The 14,988-nt window shown below is 72.1% G+C and carries 15 protein-coding genes; 2 read left to right on the plus strand and 13 right to left on the minus strand.

Annotation, left to right across the window (positions count from 1 at the left end):
* The 4 genes from ABZW32_RS29705 to ABZW32_RS29720 form a co-directional block, all read right to left on the minus strand.
* Positions 1–395, minus strand: a 395-nt coding sequence (locus tag ABZW32_RS29705) for an MFS transporter (protein ID WP_356221621.1), incomplete at its 3' end; no start/stop codon positions are given.
* A gap of 186 nt (positions 396–581) precedes the next feature.
* Entirely contained in the window at positions 582–4,355 is a 3,774-nt protein-coding gene (locus ABZW32_RS29710) for an AAA family ATPase (RefSeq protein WP_356221624.1), read from the minus strand.
* A gap of 222 nt (positions 4,356–4,577) precedes the next feature.
* A complete protein-coding gene (locus ABZW32_RS29715) occupies positions 4,578–4,793 on the minus strand; it encodes a hypothetical protein (protein ID WP_030227372.1) in 216 nt (71 codons plus the stop codon).
* Between the two features lie 349 nt (positions 4,794–5,142).
* Positions 5,143–5,424 (minus strand): acylphosphatase, encoded by a 282-nt coding sequence (locus ABZW32_RS29720; protein ID WP_356221627.1) that lies wholly within the window; start codon positions 5,422–5,424, stop codon positions 5,143–5,145.
* A 130-nt stretch (positions 5,425–5,554) separates the two neighbouring features.
* Between ABZW32_RS29720 and ABZW32_RS29725 the strand changes: the two genes are divergently transcribed.
* Positions 5,555–6,439, plus strand: a complete 885-nt coding sequence (locus ABZW32_RS29725) for a CAP domain-containing protein (protein WP_356221629.1) — start codon at positions 5,555–5,557, stop codon at positions 6,437–6,439.
* 56 nt (positions 6,440–6,495) lie between these two features.
* Here the strand turns inward: ABZW32_RS29725 and ABZW32_RS29730 are convergent, their stop codons facing one another.
* Positions 6,496–7,107, minus strand: coding sequence for a flavodoxin family protein (locus ABZW32_RS29730; protein WP_356221632.1), 612 nt, complete (start codon positions 7,105–7,107; stop codon positions 6,496–6,498).
* Between the two features lie 136 nt (positions 7,108–7,243).
* Here ABZW32_RS29730 and ABZW32_RS29735 point away from each other — a divergent pair, with 136 nt between their 5' ends.
* Positions 7,244–7,648, plus strand: a complete 405-nt coding sequence (locus tag ABZW32_RS29735) for a helix-turn-helix domain-containing protein (RefSeq protein ID WP_356221635.1) — start codon at positions 7,244–7,246, stop codon at positions 7,646–7,648.
* Here the strand turns inward: ABZW32_RS29735 and mutM are convergent.
* The 8 genes from mutM to recG all read right to left on the minus strand — a co-directional run bounded on the left by mutM (position 7,621) and on the right by recG (position 14,983).
* Positions 7,621–8,490 (minus strand): bifunctional DNA-formamidopyrimidine glycosylase/DNA-(apurinic or apyrimidinic site) lyase, encoded by an 870-nt coding sequence (gene mutM, locus ABZW32_RS29740; RefSeq protein ID WP_356221638.1) that lies wholly within the window; start codon positions 8,488–8,490, stop codon positions 7,621–7,623. The two genes, ABZW32_RS29735 and mutM, sit on opposite strands and share 28 nt — an antisense overlap.
* 133 nt (positions 8,491–8,623) lie before the next feature.
* On the minus strand, positions 8,624–9,475 hold the full coding sequence (gene rnc, locus ABZW32_RS29745) for a ribonuclease III (protein WP_356221641.1): 852 nt from the start codon (positions 9,473–9,475) through the stop codon (positions 8,624–8,626).
* 19 nt (positions 9,476–9,494) lie between these two features.
* Positions 9,495–9,668 carry a 50S ribosomal protein L32 gene (gene rpmF, locus ABZW32_RS29750; RefSeq protein WP_003965982.1) on the minus strand — a complete coding sequence of 58 codons (174 nt, stop codon included), beginning with the start codon at positions 9,666–9,668 and terminating at the stop codon, positions 9,495–9,497.
* Between the two features lie 2 nt (positions 9,669–9,670).
* Positions 9,671–10,366, minus strand: a complete 696-nt coding sequence (locus tag ABZW32_RS29755) for a DUF177 domain-containing protein (RefSeq protein ID WP_356221644.1) — start codon at positions 10,364–10,366, stop codon at positions 9,671–9,673.
* Between the two features lie 96 nt (positions 10,367–10,462).
* Positions 10,463–11,527, minus strand: coding sequence for a cell division initiation protein (locus ABZW32_RS29760; protein ID WP_356221647.1), 1,065 nt, complete (start codon positions 11,525–11,527; stop codon positions 10,463–10,465).
* Positions 11,528–11,653: 126 nt separating this feature from the next.
* Positions 11,654–12,133, minus strand: coding sequence for a pantetheine-phosphate adenylyltransferase (gene coaD, locus ABZW32_RS29765; protein ID WP_351829746.1), 480 nt, complete (start codon positions 12,131–12,133; stop codon positions 11,654–11,656).
* A 29-nt stretch (positions 12,134–12,162) separates the two neighbouring features.
* Complete coding sequence (rsmD, locus tag ABZW32_RS29770; protein ID WP_356221650.1) at positions 12,163–12,741, minus strand: 16S rRNA (guanine(966)-N(2))-methyltransferase RsmD; 579 nt, start codon at positions 12,739–12,741, stop codon at positions 12,163–12,165.
* Between the two features lie 46 nt (positions 12,742–12,787).
* Positions 12,788–14,983 (minus strand): ATP-dependent DNA helicase RecG, encoded by a 2,196-nt coding sequence (recG, locus tag ABZW32_RS29775; protein WP_356221653.1) that lies wholly within the window; start codon positions 14,981–14,983, stop codon positions 12,788–12,790.
* Between the last annotated feature and the right edge of the window lie 5 nt (positions 14,984–14,988).

Raw genomic sequence — 14,988 nt, forward strand, 5'->3', positions numbered from 1 at the left:
GCCATGCCGATGCCGAAGCCGCCGATGATGCGCCACATGGCGAGGTCCCAGAGGGCGAACGGCAGGGCGGAGCCGATGGCGCTCGCGGTGAAGAGGACCGAGGCGATCTGCATGCAGCGGATCCGGCCGATCCGGTCGGCGATGCGGCCGGCCGTGGCCGCGCCGAAGGCGCAGCCGATCAGCGCTGCCGCGATCACCTGGGCGAGGACGGCGGACCCGACGTCGAAGCGGTCCCGGATCGCCTCGACCGCGCCGTTGATGACGGAGCTGTCGTATCCGAAGAGGAATCCGCCCATGGCCGCGGCCGCGGTGATGAAGATGACGTGCCCGAGGTGCTCGGGGTGCGAGGGGCTGGGCCCGCCGGGCGCCGGTGTCTTCGCTGTGCTGCTGGTCAAGGTGTGCTCCGTGGGGGTTTCGTCCGTTCTCCTAGTGGCGCACAGGTCAAGATCGGGCACCACCGGAAGACCGGGAGACAGCGGAGCGAGCCTATGCGTTCATTTCCTGAAGTCAATAGTTGGCGTGAAGGTCGCGTTAAGCGGCCTGCCGGGACCTTGATTTCACTTCTTGAAAACTGAAGGGGTTTAGCGCAGCCGCTGGCTGATCACCTTCGAGACGCCGTCGCCCTGCATCGAAACGCCGTAGAGCGCGTCCGCGACCTCCATCGTCCGCTTCTGGTGGGTGATGACGAGCAGCTGCGAGCTCTCCTGGAGCTCCACCATGATCCGGATCAGCCGCTGGAGGTTGGTGTCGTCCAGGGCCGCCTCGACCTCGTCCATCACGTAGAACGGACTGGGCCGGGCCTTGAAGATGGAGACCAGCAGCGCCACGGCCGTCAGCGAGCGCTCGCCGCCCGACAGCAGCGACAGCCGCTTGACCTTCTTGCCCGGCGGGCGGGCCTCGACGTCCACGCCGGTCGCCAGCATGTCGTCCGGGTCGGTGAGCACGAGCCGGCCCTCGCCGCCGGGGAACAGCCGTGAGAACACGCCCTCGAACTCGCGGGCGGTGTCGTGGTAGGCCTCGGTGAAGACCTGCTCCACCCGCAGGTCCACTTCCTTCACCACTTGAAGGAGGTCGGCCCGCGTCTTGCGCAGGTCGTCGAGCTGCTCGCTGAGGAACCGGTGCCGCTCCTCGAGCGCCGCGAACTCCTCCAGCGCGAGCGGATTGACCTTGCCGAGCTGCTGGTAGGCGCGCTCGGCCGCCTTCAGACGCTTCTCCTGCTCGGCCCGGACGAACGGACCGGGCCGGTTGCGGGGGTCCCGCGGGTCTTCCGGAAGGACCTCGCCCTCGGCCGGCGGGGACGGCGGGACCGGCTGCTCCGGCCCGTACTCCGCGAGCAGGGCCGTCGGCTCCACGCCCAGCTCCTCCAGCGCCCTGGTCTCCAACTGCTCGATCCGCAGCCGCTTCTCGGCGCCCAGCACCTCGCCCCGGTGCACGGAGTCGGTGAGCTTGTCGAGCTCGGCCTTCAGGTCACGGCCCCGGCCGCGGGCCTCGCCGAGCTCCCGCTCGCACAGCCCCTTGGCCCCCTCGGCCGCCGTACGCTCCCGGTCCGCGCGGCCGATCGACACCTCCAGGTGCGCCAGCAGCTGCCGCGCGCCCTCGGCGACGGCCCGGCCCACCTCGGCCTCGTGGCGCAGCCGCTGCCGGCGCCGTTCCGCCCGGGTCCGGGCATCGCGTTCCGCGCGGGCCGCGCGGTCCAGCCCGTCCGCGCGGCCGGCCAGTGCCTTGACCCGCTCCTCGTGGGTGCGCAGTTGCAGGCGGGCCTCCATCTCGGTCTGCCGGGCGTTCGCCCCGTCGGCCGCGAGCCGGTCCCGTGCCGAGGTGTCGGGTTCCCGCTCCACGGGCATCTCCTCCACCGCCGCGAGCCGCTCCGCGCACTCCTCCACCTCCACCCGGGCCCGTTCCAGCGCCTCCTCGGCCTTGGCCGCGGCCTGGGCGCTGCGTTCGGCTTCGCCGAGGGCCCCCTTCGCCTGCCCGGCCAGCCGCCCGAGCTGCTGCGCGACCCCGGCGCGGGCCTGCTCCCCGGCCCGGCGCCGCTCGGCGAGCTCCTCGACGAGGGCGGCTGCCGCCGCCCGGCGGGCCCGGGCCTCCGCCTCGGCCCCGGTCAGCTCCCGGCACTCCCCGTCCAGCCGCTCCAGCTCCGCCGCCGCCTCGTCGACGGCGGCCCGCACCTCGATCAGGCTGGGCGCGCCCGCGGAACCGCCGTGCGCGAGGTGCTCCCCGAGGACGTCCCCTTCGGTGGTCACCGCGACCAGGCCGGGGTGCCCGGCCACCACCGCTTCGGCCTCCTCCAGGGTCCCGACCACGACGTGGTCCCGCAGCACCCAGGCCACGGCCCGGCGCACCTCGGCGTCCCCGCCCACCAGCGCGGCGGCCTCCCGCCATGCGGGCCCGCCCGCGGTCAGGACCGGAGCCTGCGGCGCCCTCGCCCCGGGCTCGGCATCGCGGCCGACGGCAGCGGCGGGGGCCGGGTGGGGGACGTCGTGCGGACCCCGGTCCCGTACGGGCAGGGCGCCACCGCCGCCGAGCGCGGGAGCCGCGTCCGGGACCGCCGCGCCCGGAGCCTGACCCGGGACCGCCGCGTCCACGACGCGGCCCGGTGCGGGGATCGCTCCGCCGCGGGCCGGGCCCGGACCCGGGACCGCCGCCGGGGCCACCAGGAACGTGGCGCGGCCCGCGTCGGCGGCCCGCAGGTGGCGGATGGCCAGGGCCGCCGCCGCCGGGGAGGCCACGGCCACCGCGTCGGCGGCGGCCCCGAGCGCCGCCGCCACCGCCACCCCGTACCCGGGAGCCACCGTCACCCGCTCGGCGGCCGGCCCCAGCAGTCCGGCCAGACGTTCGCGCGCCGCGAGCAGCGCCCCCGTCCCGTCCTTGCGCCGCAGCCCCAGCGCGAGCGCCTCCCGCCGCGCCGACACGGCGGCCCGGGACCGTTCCGCCGAGGTCAGCGCCTCCCGGGCGGCGGCCAGCGCGGCCTCCGCCCCGGTCAGCGCGGCCCGCGCCGCGTCGTACTCGGCCTCCACCGCCGGGTCTTCGAGCCCGCCGACCTCCTCGGCCAGCGCCTCGTACTCCTCCCGGGCGGCCTCCGCCCGGACCCGTGCCTCGTCCCGGGCGGCCACGAGCCGGTCGATCTCGGCCTCGGCGGCTCCGGCCCGGGAGCGGGCCGCGCCCAGCCGCCCGGTCAGCCGGGCCAGTTCCTCCCGCCGGTCGGCGATGGCCCGAGCCGCGTCCCGCAGCCGCCGTTCCTCCTCGGCGAGGGCCCGCTCCAGCCCGGCCCGGTGCTCGGCGGTGTCCTCCAGCGCGCGCTCGGCGGCCTCCAGCGCGGCGGTGAGCTCCGCCTCCTGCTCCCGGATCCGGGCGGCCTCCCGTTCCAGTTCCTCCGGGTCGCGGCCGCGCCGTTCGTCCTCCACCGGGGCCGACGCGCTCTTGATCCGCGCCACCGCCAGGGACTCGGTCCCCCGCACCCGCTCGGCCAGCTGGGAGAGCTCGTGCCAGGTCTGCTGCGCCCGCTGGAGCCGGGGCGCGAGGCGGCGTACCGATTCCTCCAGCGCGGCCTCCTGCCGCAGCGCCCCGGCCAGGTCACGTTCGGCGGACTCCTTGCGCTCCTTGAGCGCGGCCTCGTCGGAGATCTCCGCGTCGAGGGCTCCCCGCAGCGCCACCAGGTCGTCGGCGAGCAGCCGCAGTCGCGCGTCGCGCAGGTCGGCCTGGATCACGGCCGCCCGCCGGGCCACCGCCGCCTGCCGGCCCAGGGGCTTGAGCTGGCGCCGCAGTTCGTCCGTCAGGTCCTGCACCCGCGCGAGGTTGGCCTGCATCGCGTCGAGTTTGCGCAGCGCCTTCTCCTTGCGCTTGCGATGTTTGAGTACCCCCGCGGCCTCCTCGATGAAGGCGCGCCGGCCCATCGGGTCGGCGTGCAGGACGGAGTCGAGCCGGCCCTGCCCGACGATGACGTGCATCTCGCGGCCGATGCCGGAGTCGGAGAGCAGCTCCTGGATGTCGAGGAGCCGGCAGGTGTCCCCGTTGATCTGGTACTCGCTGCTGCCGCCGCGGAACATGATCCGCGTGATGGTGACCTCGGCGTACTCGATCGGCAGCGCGCCGTCGGAGTTGTCGATGGTGAGGGAGACCTCGGCCCGCCCCAGCGGGGGGCGGCCCGTGGTCCCGGCGAAGATGACGTCCTCCATCTTCCCGCCGCGCAGGGATTTGGCTCCCTGCTCCCCCATGACCCAGGACAGCGCGTCCACCACGTTGGACTTGCCCGATCCGTTGGGCCCCACGACGCAGGTGATGCCCGGTTCGAAGCGGAGGGTGGTCGCGGAGGCAAAGGATTTGAAGCCACGCAGGGTCAGGGACTTGAGGTGCACGCCGCCGGACTCTACCTTTCACGTTCGGTTTCGCCCATGAAGGTGCAGGGCACATCAGACGTTAAAGGAATGGGCCCCCCACCTGGCCCCGTGCGGGCTCCCGGCGGGAAGGCGGCGGAGAAGGACGCGGAGCGGGACGGCGCGTCGGTGAAAGAAAGAAGGGACGCCGGAGCGTCCCTTGCAGATCATGCGGGGCTGGAGTGGAACGACGAATAGCGCGGATCAGGTGAGCGCAGGCTCCGCCTGGGGTACGTCGAGGTCAATGCTGTCCAGCAGCGAGTCTCCGTGCTGAGCGGCGGCAGCGTTCAGTGCGTCGTTCTCGGACTGGATCCGTCCGAGCTCGGACTCGAGGTCCTGGACGCGCTGCTGAAGCCGTCGCATCTCGGCGAGGAGTCGCGGGTCGGAACCGCCGACGTAACCGAGAAGCGCCTTTGCCATGATGGATGGTCCTCCACACTGAGTGACCGACCGAAGCGGTGTGGGTCGTGAGGGAATCGCACCCGCGGATGTCCGGCAGCGACCGTTAGTCACTGCGCTTACTACTGCCAGCACTGCCAAACAGCTCAGGTGCGCGGGGCTTCCAGCGTCTCACCAAAAAGTTTGACGGTCAACACGATCACGCCCCGTATCGGCGGGCGGTCCGGCCGGCTCGGGCGGCGGGGAGGTCGGCCTCGGTTCCGAGCCTTCCACGATTCGATCTCCCCGGCAACGGCTCGACGGCGAATGCGCAGTTCCGACCGTGTGTGGTCCATCCGGCGATGCGATCAGTCCATGATCGGTCGATCGGTCACCGGATCTCGAAGCCGTCGTAGCCGCCGCGCGGTGTGCCCCAGATCTCTGTCACCCCGTCCACCCGCCCGGGCGTGTCGGCGGAGCGGAGCCAGTCCAGCAGCCGGTGGCAATTCTCACGTTGACCTTCCGCCACCACCTGCACTCGGCCGTCGTCGAGATTGAGCGCGAAGCCGGCCATCCCTCCGATCTCCAGAGCATTGGCCCTGGTGAACCAGCGGAAGCCCACTCCCTGTACTCGGCCGCGTACCCAGGCGGTCAGCCGGACGTCTTCATTCATGCATGAACGCTAACGGGGCAAACGATTCCGGAGCACACCGCCCCCCTGGACATATCGGCTACAGTCCCCCACCAATGCTTCACCCGTTCGGGCGAGCAGGGTCGATCTTGCGAGGGAAGGCAAGCCGCCGATGGGACGCCACCGACTCCACGCCACGCCGCGCCGCGGCGTCCGGCGCCGCACCGTCGTGCTGGGCGGGGTGCTCGGCGTCTCCGTGGCGGTGGGTCTCGGCACGGCGGCCGTCACGACCGGTTTCGTACCGGTCGGCGGCTCCTTCCCCTACGTGGGCACGGACTCCGGGAGCCGGACGGAGGCCGGGGCGCAGCCGTCGGCGAGCCCCGAGCGGCAGGCGCCGGAGCAGCAGGGCGGCCTGGCCAACCTGTCCGGCCGCGCCTCCTCCGCCCCCGAGACGGGCGCCCCCTCGGCCACCCCCTCGGCCTCGGCCTCCCCTTCGGTCTCGGCCTCCCCGTCGGCCCAGCCCTCGACGGCCCAGCCCTCGACGGCGCCCTCCTCGTCGGCACCGACCGAGGAGCCGGAGAAGAGCGCCGCCCCGAAGACCACGAAGCCTGCGCCGCCGAAGACGGTCGCGCCGAAGCCCCCGGCTCCCAAGCCCTCCGCGACGACGCCCGACGACGGGCACTCCGCGGAGGAGGCAGCCGTCCTCGCGCTGGTGAACCAGGAGCGCGCTCAGGCCGGCTGCGTCGCGGTCCGCGCGAACCCGCCGCTGGCCGCGCTGGCCTCGGCCTTCAGCAAGGACATGGCCGTACGGGGCTTCTTCGACCACACCGACCCGGACGGGAACACCCCCTGGAACCGTGCCGAGAAGGCCGGGATCTCCGGCCTCGGCGGCGAGAACATCGCGCGCGGCCAGGGTGACGCCAAGTCCGTGATGGAGGCCTGGATGAAGAGCCCGGGCCACAAGGCGAACATCCTCAACTGCGAATACCGGACCCTGGGCGTGGGCGTCCACTTCGGGGCCGGCGGCCCCTGGTGGACCCAGGACTTCGGCTTCTGACGGTCCCGCCCGCCCGGATTCCGGGCGGGCCCGCGGGCCGACCGCCCCGGTGTCGGTCAGACGCCGGACGCCGCCAGCGCCGCCCGGCCGGCCAGGACCACGCGGGCGTGCTCCGCAACCCGGCGGCCGAGGTGCTCGGCGGTCGCGATGTCGGCCTTGTGCACGCCCTCCGGGCCCTCGTCGGAGTTGGTCTGGGCCGCCGCGCCGGAGGAGAAGCCGAGGCGGTTGAGGTCGAACTCGGTACCGGCGGTGGAGTTCCAGCCCGGCTTCAGACCCAGGTTGACCCAGCTCATGCCGTGCTGGGAGGCCAGCATCTGGAAGAACTGCAGGGTGTTCAGCTTGTCTCCGGCCTTGGAGGCGGAGTTGGTGAAGCCCGCGGCGATCTTGTCCTGCCACACATCGCCGAACCAGCGCTTCGAGGTGGCCTCGGCGAAGACGTGGAAGGCGCCGGAGGCGGTGCCCATGTAGGTCGGGGAGCCGAAGACGATCGCGTCGGAGCCGTCGAGCAGTTCCCACTCGGCGTCGGTGATCGCGTCGACCTTGATCAGGTGGACCGTGGCACCCGTGGCGGCGGCGCCCTCCCGCACGGCCTCGGCGACGACGGCGGTGTGCCCGTAGCCGGAGTGGTAGGCGATCGAGACGACGGGGGCGGACGCGGTGGTGGACATGACGGTTCTCCTCAAGAGCGGGTGCGGGTGCACCGCCGTGTGCCGGGCACGGGGCGGTGCGACGAGAGAAAGAGAACCACTAACTTTTCGAAAGCGCAAGCAGATGGTTAGCGCTGCCCGGGAGTAGGCTGTGCCCATGGAGAACCCTGTCTGTACCGACGCCACCACGGCCGACCTGCCGTTCGACGTCTTCGCGCGCGCCTGCCCGTCCCGGGAGACCCTGGAACACGTCACCGGCCGCTGGGGCAGCCTCACCGTCGGCGCCCTGCGCGACGGCCCCTGCCGCTTCAACGAGCTGCGCCGCCGGGTCGAGGGCGTGAGCGAGAAGATGCTCTCCCAGACCCTGCACGCCCTGGAGCGCGACGGCATCGTCCACCGCGAGGCCCAGCCCACCAACCCGCCCCGGGTCGACTACGAGCTCACCCCGCTCGGCCACGAGGTCGCCGACCGCCTGCTCTCCTTGATCCACTTCCTGGAGGGCAGCATGGACGAGGTCCTCACCTCCCGGCAGTCCTACGACACCGCCCGCGGCGGCCGCTGACAGCGCGGACAGAAGTAGCTCGACCGGTTCATCCAAGCCCGCCGCCGGATCGGTGTGCCGCAGCGCCGGCAGGGCTCGCCCTCGCGCCCGTACGCGTCGAGGGACCGGTCGAAGTACCCCGATTCGCCGTTCACGTTGACGTACAGGCTGTCGAAGCTGGTCCCGCCGACGTCCAGCGCGGCGTTCATGACCTCCCGCGCCCTGGCCAGGAGTTCCGCGCTCCGGGGGCGGGTGAGGGTGGCGGTGGGGCGCTCGTAGTGCAGCTTCGCGCGCCACAGGGCCTCGTCGGCGTAGATGTTGCCGACCCCGCTGATCAGGGACTGGTCCAGCAGCGCCCGCTTGAGCGTGGTGCGCTTGGCGCGCAGCGCCAGGTGGTAGGCCCCCTCGTCGAAGAGCGGGTCGAGCGGGTCGCGGGCGATGTGCGCGATGACGTCGGGCAGCCCCTCGGCACTGCCGGGGACGGTCTCGTGCAGCGAGAGCCCGCCGAAGGTCCGCTGGTCGACGAAGCGCAGCTCGGTCCCGGCGGCGTCGTCGAAGCGGATCCGGATCCGCAGGTGCTTCTCGTCGGGGGCGTCGGCCGGCTGGACCAGCAGCTGCCCGCTCATCCCCAGGTGACCGAGGACGGACAGGTCCCGCTCCTCCAGCGGCAGCCAGAGGTACTTGCCGCGCCGCCTCGGCACACCGATGGTCTGCCCTGCCAGGCGCGCCGCGAAGTCGGCCCCGCCCGCCGGATGCCGGCGTACGGCCCTGGGGTGGAGCACCTCCACGGAATCGACGGTCCGCCCGGCCACCCACCGCTCCAGACCGCGCCGTACCACTTCGACCTCGGGCAGCTCGGGCACGGTTCTCCTCCGGGTTCGACGCGGATCCGCTCGCTGCGGCCGAGCCTACCGGCCCCTCCCGGGCCCCCGGAAACGGGTCCGCCCCGCCCCCCGCCGGAGCGGGGGGCGGGGCGGGAACGTCCCGAAGGAAGGGTCAGGCGCCCGGCGCCGGGTCGACGGGCGTCGGCGCCCCGCCGGCCACGGCCTCGGTCCCGGCCGGAGCCGGGTCCTGCGCCGGAGCGGCAGCGGCCGCGGCGGCTGCCGCGATCCGCTCGTCCGCGGCGGCACGGATCCCGCGCCACGCGGACTCCGCCGCCTGCTGTTCCGCTTCCTTCTTGCTGCGGCCGGTGCCGGTGCCGTACGAGACACCACCGACGCGAGCGGCAGCGGTGAAGGTCTTCTCGTGGTCCGGTCCGGTCTCGGTGACCAGGTACTCGGGCACACCGAGCCCTTCGGCCGCCGTGAGCTCCTGGAGACTGGTCTTCCAGTCCAGGCCGGCCCCGAGGTTGGAGGACTTCTCGATGAGCGGGTCGAAGAGCCGGTGGACCAGCTCCGAGGCCGCGTCGAGGCCCTGGTCGAGGTAGACCGCGCCGATCACCGCTTCAAGGGTGTCGGCGAGGATGGAGGCCTTGTCCCGGCCACCCGTGCCCTCTTCGCCCCGGCCGAGCCGGATGAAGGAGCCGAGATCGAGGCCGCGCCCGACCTCCGCCAGTGCGCGAGAGTTGACCACCGCGGCCCGCAGTTTGGCCAGCTGGCCTTCCGGCAGATCGGGGTGGGTGGTGTACAGCGTGTCCGTGACCACCAGGCCCAGCACGGAGTCCCCGAGGAACTCCAGGCGTTCGTTGGTGGGCAGACCGCCGTTCTCGTACGCGTACGAACGGTGGGTCAGCGCACGCACCAGAAGGGCGGACTCGAGTCGATACCCGAGCCGCCCTTCCAGAAGCGTGTGGGACGAGGCCGCGTTGTTACTGTCTGCCTGCTTCTCAGCGTTGGACAGCTCAGACATTGCGCCTCTCACCAGCCGCTCAGACCTCGAGGACCTGGCGCTTGTTGTAGGTGCCGCAGCTCGGGCACGCAATGTGCTGGAGCTTCGGCTCCTGGCAACGCTCGCACGAAACCAGGGTGGGGACCGCAGCCTTCCACTGCGACCGGCGGTGGCGCGTGTTGCTGCGCGACATCTTCCGCTTCGGAACAGCCACGGCTACTTCTCCTGCTTCTCGGCGGCGCCCTGAACTCCGTCAGAGGCAGTGCCGCTCATGTTGTCCTTCTCATCGCCCTGATCGGTGACGAGTCCCTGCAATGCCGCCCAACGGATGTCGACGGCGTCATGGTGGTGGTCCGGGTCGTCGTTCAGGCTGGTCCCGCAATCGGGGCACAGTCCGAGACAGTCCTCCCGGCACACCGGCTGCATCGGCAGTGCGAGCACCACCGCGTCCCGCAGCACGGGTTCGAGGTCGAACAAGCCGTCCTCGAGGAAGAGCGTGTCCTCGTCGTCCTCGGCGTCGTCGGCCGGCTCCGCGTTGGAGCGGGTCCGGTCGTCGGCGTCAGGGTACGAGAACATCTCCTGGAAGTCCGCCTTGAGCTCACGCTCGACGGCCTCCAGACACCTTACGCACTCCCCCACGGCCGATGCACGGGCGGTGCCTGTGACAAGCACCCCTTCCATGACCGACTCCAGGCGGAGGTTGAGCTTCAGCGGGGCGCCTTCCGGCACTCCGATGACTCCGACGAGACCGAAGTCCGCCGGGGTCTCGACCTCACGGGAAAGCCGCTGCATGGCACCAGGACGCCGACCCAGCTCGTGCGTGTCGAACACGAGGGGGTTGCGGTGGTCGAGGCGGGTATTCAGGGCCGTTCCTGCTTTCACAGATCGCTGAAGATCGAGTTCCTGCCGCATGAGCGAGAAGACGCTTACGGGCAGCATGGATCGCGGTGCATACGCGCGACCGAAGAGCCAGGATACCCGGCGCTTCGCTCTGAGCCCAATCCGGGGCTAGCGCCCCTGTTCGTACTGGCGCAGCTGATCCAGGTTGATCATGCTCGTGTCGAAGAAGCTGGTCTCGTCCAGAGCGGCCTGCTGCGGCGCCTGCTGCGGGTGGCGGTCCTGGGGCTGCTGGTAGGCGCCGTACGGGTCGGACTGCTGTTGCTGCTGGTAGACCGCGTACGGGTCCTGCTGCTGCGGGACCCCGTAGGAGTGGCCCGTGTACGGGTCCTGGTAGGCGTAGGCGTCCTGCTGCTGGACCGCCGGCTGCTGCGGGTAGGGGTACGCGTCGTACTGCGCCGCGGGCTGCGCCTGCGGGGGGACCTGCGCCCGCACCGGGCCGGGGTCCGGCTCGGCCAGGCCGGCCAGGAAGTCCGCGTCGCTCGACGGGCGGGCCCCGGTGAGGCCGGCCGCGTCCTGGGCGGCCATGTGCGCGCCGAGGTCGTCCGTCGGGACACTGCCCAGCAGCTTCTGGCGCCCCCGGCCGACGGCTTCCAGGGTCTTGGCCAGCACCGCCTCGAAGGTCGCCAGCTTGGTGTCCACGTACGCGTCCGCCTGCCGGCGCTGCTCCTGCGGGTCGTGGCTGCGCTCGGGAGCGTCCGCGTCGGCGAAGCCCTGCTCGTCGAGGCCCGGCCCGCGTCCCAGGAGCTTCTCGCGGCCCCGGTCCACTGAGCCGATGGTCTTGCTGAGGACGACCTCGAAGTTGGCGAGCTTGCTGTCGACGTAGTCGTCCGCCTCGGCCCGGATCTCCTCGGCCTCGCGGCGCGCGTCCGCCAGGATCCGGTCCGCCTCGGCCTGCGAGCGGCGGGCGATCTCGGTGTCGGAGATCAGCGAACCCCGCTGGGCGTGCGCGGAATCGATGATCCGGTCCGCCTCCCGGCGGGCCTCCTCGACCATCTGCTCGCGCCCGCCGATCAGTTCGGCGGCCTGGGCGAGCGAGCCGGGCAGGGCCTGGCGCAGCTCTTCGAGCCGCTCCAGGAGCTCCGCACGGTTGATCACGCAGGACGCCGACATGGGCATGGACCGGGCGCCGCCGACGGCCGCGACGATCTCGTCGAGCTTCTTCTGTACGTCCATGGGGGCTCGCACTCTCTCTGGCTCAAGCGGGTCCTGAGACGGACGGGACCACTGACGAGACGACTGTAGGGCCACCGGACGCACGCGCGGCGCGGACCGGGGAAGCCCGGTCCGGCCGCCGTGGGGTCACTTCGCCCGCAGCCGTTCGGTCAGCGCCGCGTGGACGTGCGCGGGCAGCAGGTGGGCGACGTCGCCGCCCCAGGTCGCGACCTCCTTGACCAGGGAGGACGAGAGGAAGCTGTAGGTCGGGTTGGTCGGCACGAACAGCGTTTCGACGCCCGAGAGTCCCATGTTCATCTGGGCCATCTGCAGCTCGTAGTCGAAGTCGCTGACGGCGCGCAGGCCCTTGACGATGGCGGGGATGTCCCGCTGCTTGCAGAAGTCCACGAGCAGTCCGTGGAACGACTCCACCTCGACGTTGCCGTAGTCGGCGGTCGCCTCGCGGATCATCTCGATCCGCTCCTCGACCGTGAACAGCCCCTTCTTGGACTGGTTGATCATCACGGCGACGTGGACCACGTCGTAGAGCCGGGAGGCCCTGCCGATGATGTCGAGGTGTCCGTTGGTGATGGGGTCGAACGACCCCGGACAGACGGCGCGGCGCAACTGAATTCCCTCGCTCCCCGGTGCGGGCATCATGACTCTTCGCTGGTGTCGGCGGCGCGGCCGTACCACAAGGTGCCCTCGCCGTACTTGCGGGACCGCAGCCCCTCGAAGCCTCGGGGCCACGGGAACGCGCCGCTCCTCGTGCTCCGCTCCACGGTGACGAGCGCATCGTCGGTGAGCCAGCCATTGGAGCGGAGTGTGAGGAGGATCTCCCCAAGATCGCCGTGCTCGACGGCGTACGGCGGGTCCAGGAAGACGATGTCGTACGGGTCCCCCTGCGCGGTCGCCGCCACGACCTGCTCGGCCTTGCCGGCCCGGAATTCGGCGCCGGGCAGGCCCAGCGTCCTGATGTTGTCCCGGATGGCCTTGGCGGCCTTGGCGTCGGCCTCGACCAGCAGGGTGTGGGCCGCGCCCCGGGAGAGGGCCTCCAGGCCCACGGCGCCGGAGCCGCCGTAGAGGTCGAGCACCCGGGCGCCCTCCACCCCGTGCAGGGACTCCCACGTGGAGAAGAGCCCTTCGCGCATCCGGTCGGAGGTCGGGCGGGTGCCGGTGCCGGGCGGCACGGCCAGTCTCCGCCCGCCGGCGGTGCCGGCGATCACGCGGGTCATCTGGGGTCCTTCGGTGCTCGGGGGTTCGTTCGACGCTCCCCCATTGTCAGCCCTTCTCCAGGTACTGCTCCCGCTCGGTGTCCAGCAGGGCGTCCAGGGCGGTGCGCAGGCCGGGGAGGCCGGTCAGTTCGGGATCGTCGGCGACCACGCGGGTGGCCTCCTCCCGGGCCTGGGCGATGACCTCCTCGTCCTCGATGACGGCGAGCATGCGCAGCGAGGAACGCACGCCCGACTGGGCCTGGCCGAGGACGTCGCCCTCGCGGCGCTGCTCCAGGTCGATCCGGGAGAGTTCGAAGCCGTCGAGGGTGGCGGCGACGGCGGCGAGCCGGGCACGGGCCGGGCTCGCCTCGTGCATCTCGCTGACCAGCAGGCACAGGCCCGGGGCGGAGCCTCGGCCGACGCGGCCGCGCAGCTGGTGGAGCTGGGAGACGCCGAAGCGGTCGGCGTCCATGATCACCATGACCGTGGAGTTGGGGACGTTGACGCCGACCTCGATGACGGTGGTGGCGACGAGCACCTTGACCTCGCCGGCGGCGAAGCGGCGCATGACGTCGTCCTTGTCGGCGGGGTCCATGCGCCCGTGCAGGACCTCGACGCGGAGCCCGGCGAGGGGTCCCTTCGCGAGCTGCTCGGCGATCTCCAACACGGCGAGCGGGGGGCGCTTGTCGCCGTCCTCCTCGGCGGCCTTCTTCTTCTTGGGCTCGTCCTCGCCGTCCCCGATCCGGGGGCAGACCACATAGGCCTGGTGGCCGTTCTCCACTTCCTCGCGGACGCGTTCCCAGGCCCGGGTGAGGAAGTGGGGCTTGTCCTTGGCGGGCACGACGTGGGTGGCGATCGGGGAGCGGCCGGCGGGCAGCTGGTCGAGGACGGAGGTCTCCAGGTCGCCGAAGACGGTCATCGCGACGGTGCGCGGGATGGGGGTGGCGGTCATGACGAGCAGGTGCGGGGGCTGCTTGCCCTTCGACCGCAGGGCGTCGCGCTGTTCGACGCCGAAGCGGTGCTGTTCGTCGACCACGACGAGGCCGAGGTCGTGGAACTGGACCTTGTCCTCGATGAGCGCGTGGGTGCCGATGACGATGCCGGCCTCGCCGGTGACCAGGTCGAGCAGGGCCTGGCGGCGGGCGGGCATGCCCATGGAGCCGGTGAGCAGCACCACTTTGGTGCCCTGGTCGGAGCCGCCGAGCATGCCGCCCTCGGCGAGCTCGCCCATCATCTCGGTGATGGACCGGTGGTGCTGCTGGGCGAGCACTTCGGTGGGCGCGAGCATCGCGGCCTGCCCGCCGCTGTCGACCACGGCGAGCATGGCCCGCAGCGCGACCATCGTCTTGCCGCTGCCGACCTCGCCCTGGAGGAGGCGGTGCATGGGGTGGCTGGTGGCGAGGTCCTCGAAGATCTCCCGGGACACGTTCTGCTGACCGTCGGTGAGGGTGAAGGGGAGCTTCGCGTCGAAGGAGTCGAGGAGGCCGCCCGGGGCGGGGCGGCGGGGGACGGCGGGGAGCTGGGAGTCGGCGTGGCGGCGGCGGGCGAGGGCGACCTGGAGGACGAAGGCCTCGTCCCACTTGAGGCGTTGCCGGGCGTCCTCGATGTCGGCCTTGGTGGCGGGGCGGTGGATCTTGAGGAGGGCCTCGGTGAGCGGGACGAGCCCGCGGCCCTCGCGCAGGGTGGGCGGGAGGGGGTCCACGGTCTCCTGGGCGGCGGGCAGGACCGCGTCCACGCATTTGGCGATCTTCCAGGACTCCAGCTTCGCGCAGGCCGGGTAGATCGGGATGAGCCGGTTGGCGAAGGCGGTCGCCGCGTCCCGGTCGGAGGCGTCGGCGCCGAGGAGTTCGTAGGCGGGGTGCGAGAGCTGGAGCTTGCGGTTGAACATGCCGACCTTGCCCGCGAACATGGCGCGGGTGCCGGGCAGCAGGTCCTTGTGCGGTTTGTGGACGCCGGCTCCGAAGAAGACCAGCTGGAGCCGGCCGCTGCCGTCGGTGATGGTCACTTCGAGGCGTTTGCCGCGGCCGCCGTTGAAGGTCAGGACCCGGGCGTCGGCGACCTGGGCGACGACCGTCACGTGGTCGTCGAGCTGGTCGGCGAGCTCGGTCAGCGGGGTCAGCTCACCGCGCTCGGCGTACCGCCGGGGGTAGTGGTGGAGCAGGTCCAGGGCCGTGTGCAGGCCGAGCTGCTCGGCCAGCACCTTGGCGGTGGCGGGGCCGAGGGTCTTCTTGAGGTCTTCGTCGAGCGCGGGCACGTGTTCCATTGCAC

It is taken from the genome of Streptomyces sp. NPDC004667, from assembly GCF_040609475.1.
In the GTDB taxonomy this organism is placed as follows: domain Bacteria; phylum Actinomycetota; class Actinomycetes; order Streptomycetales; family Streptomycetaceae; genus Streptomyces.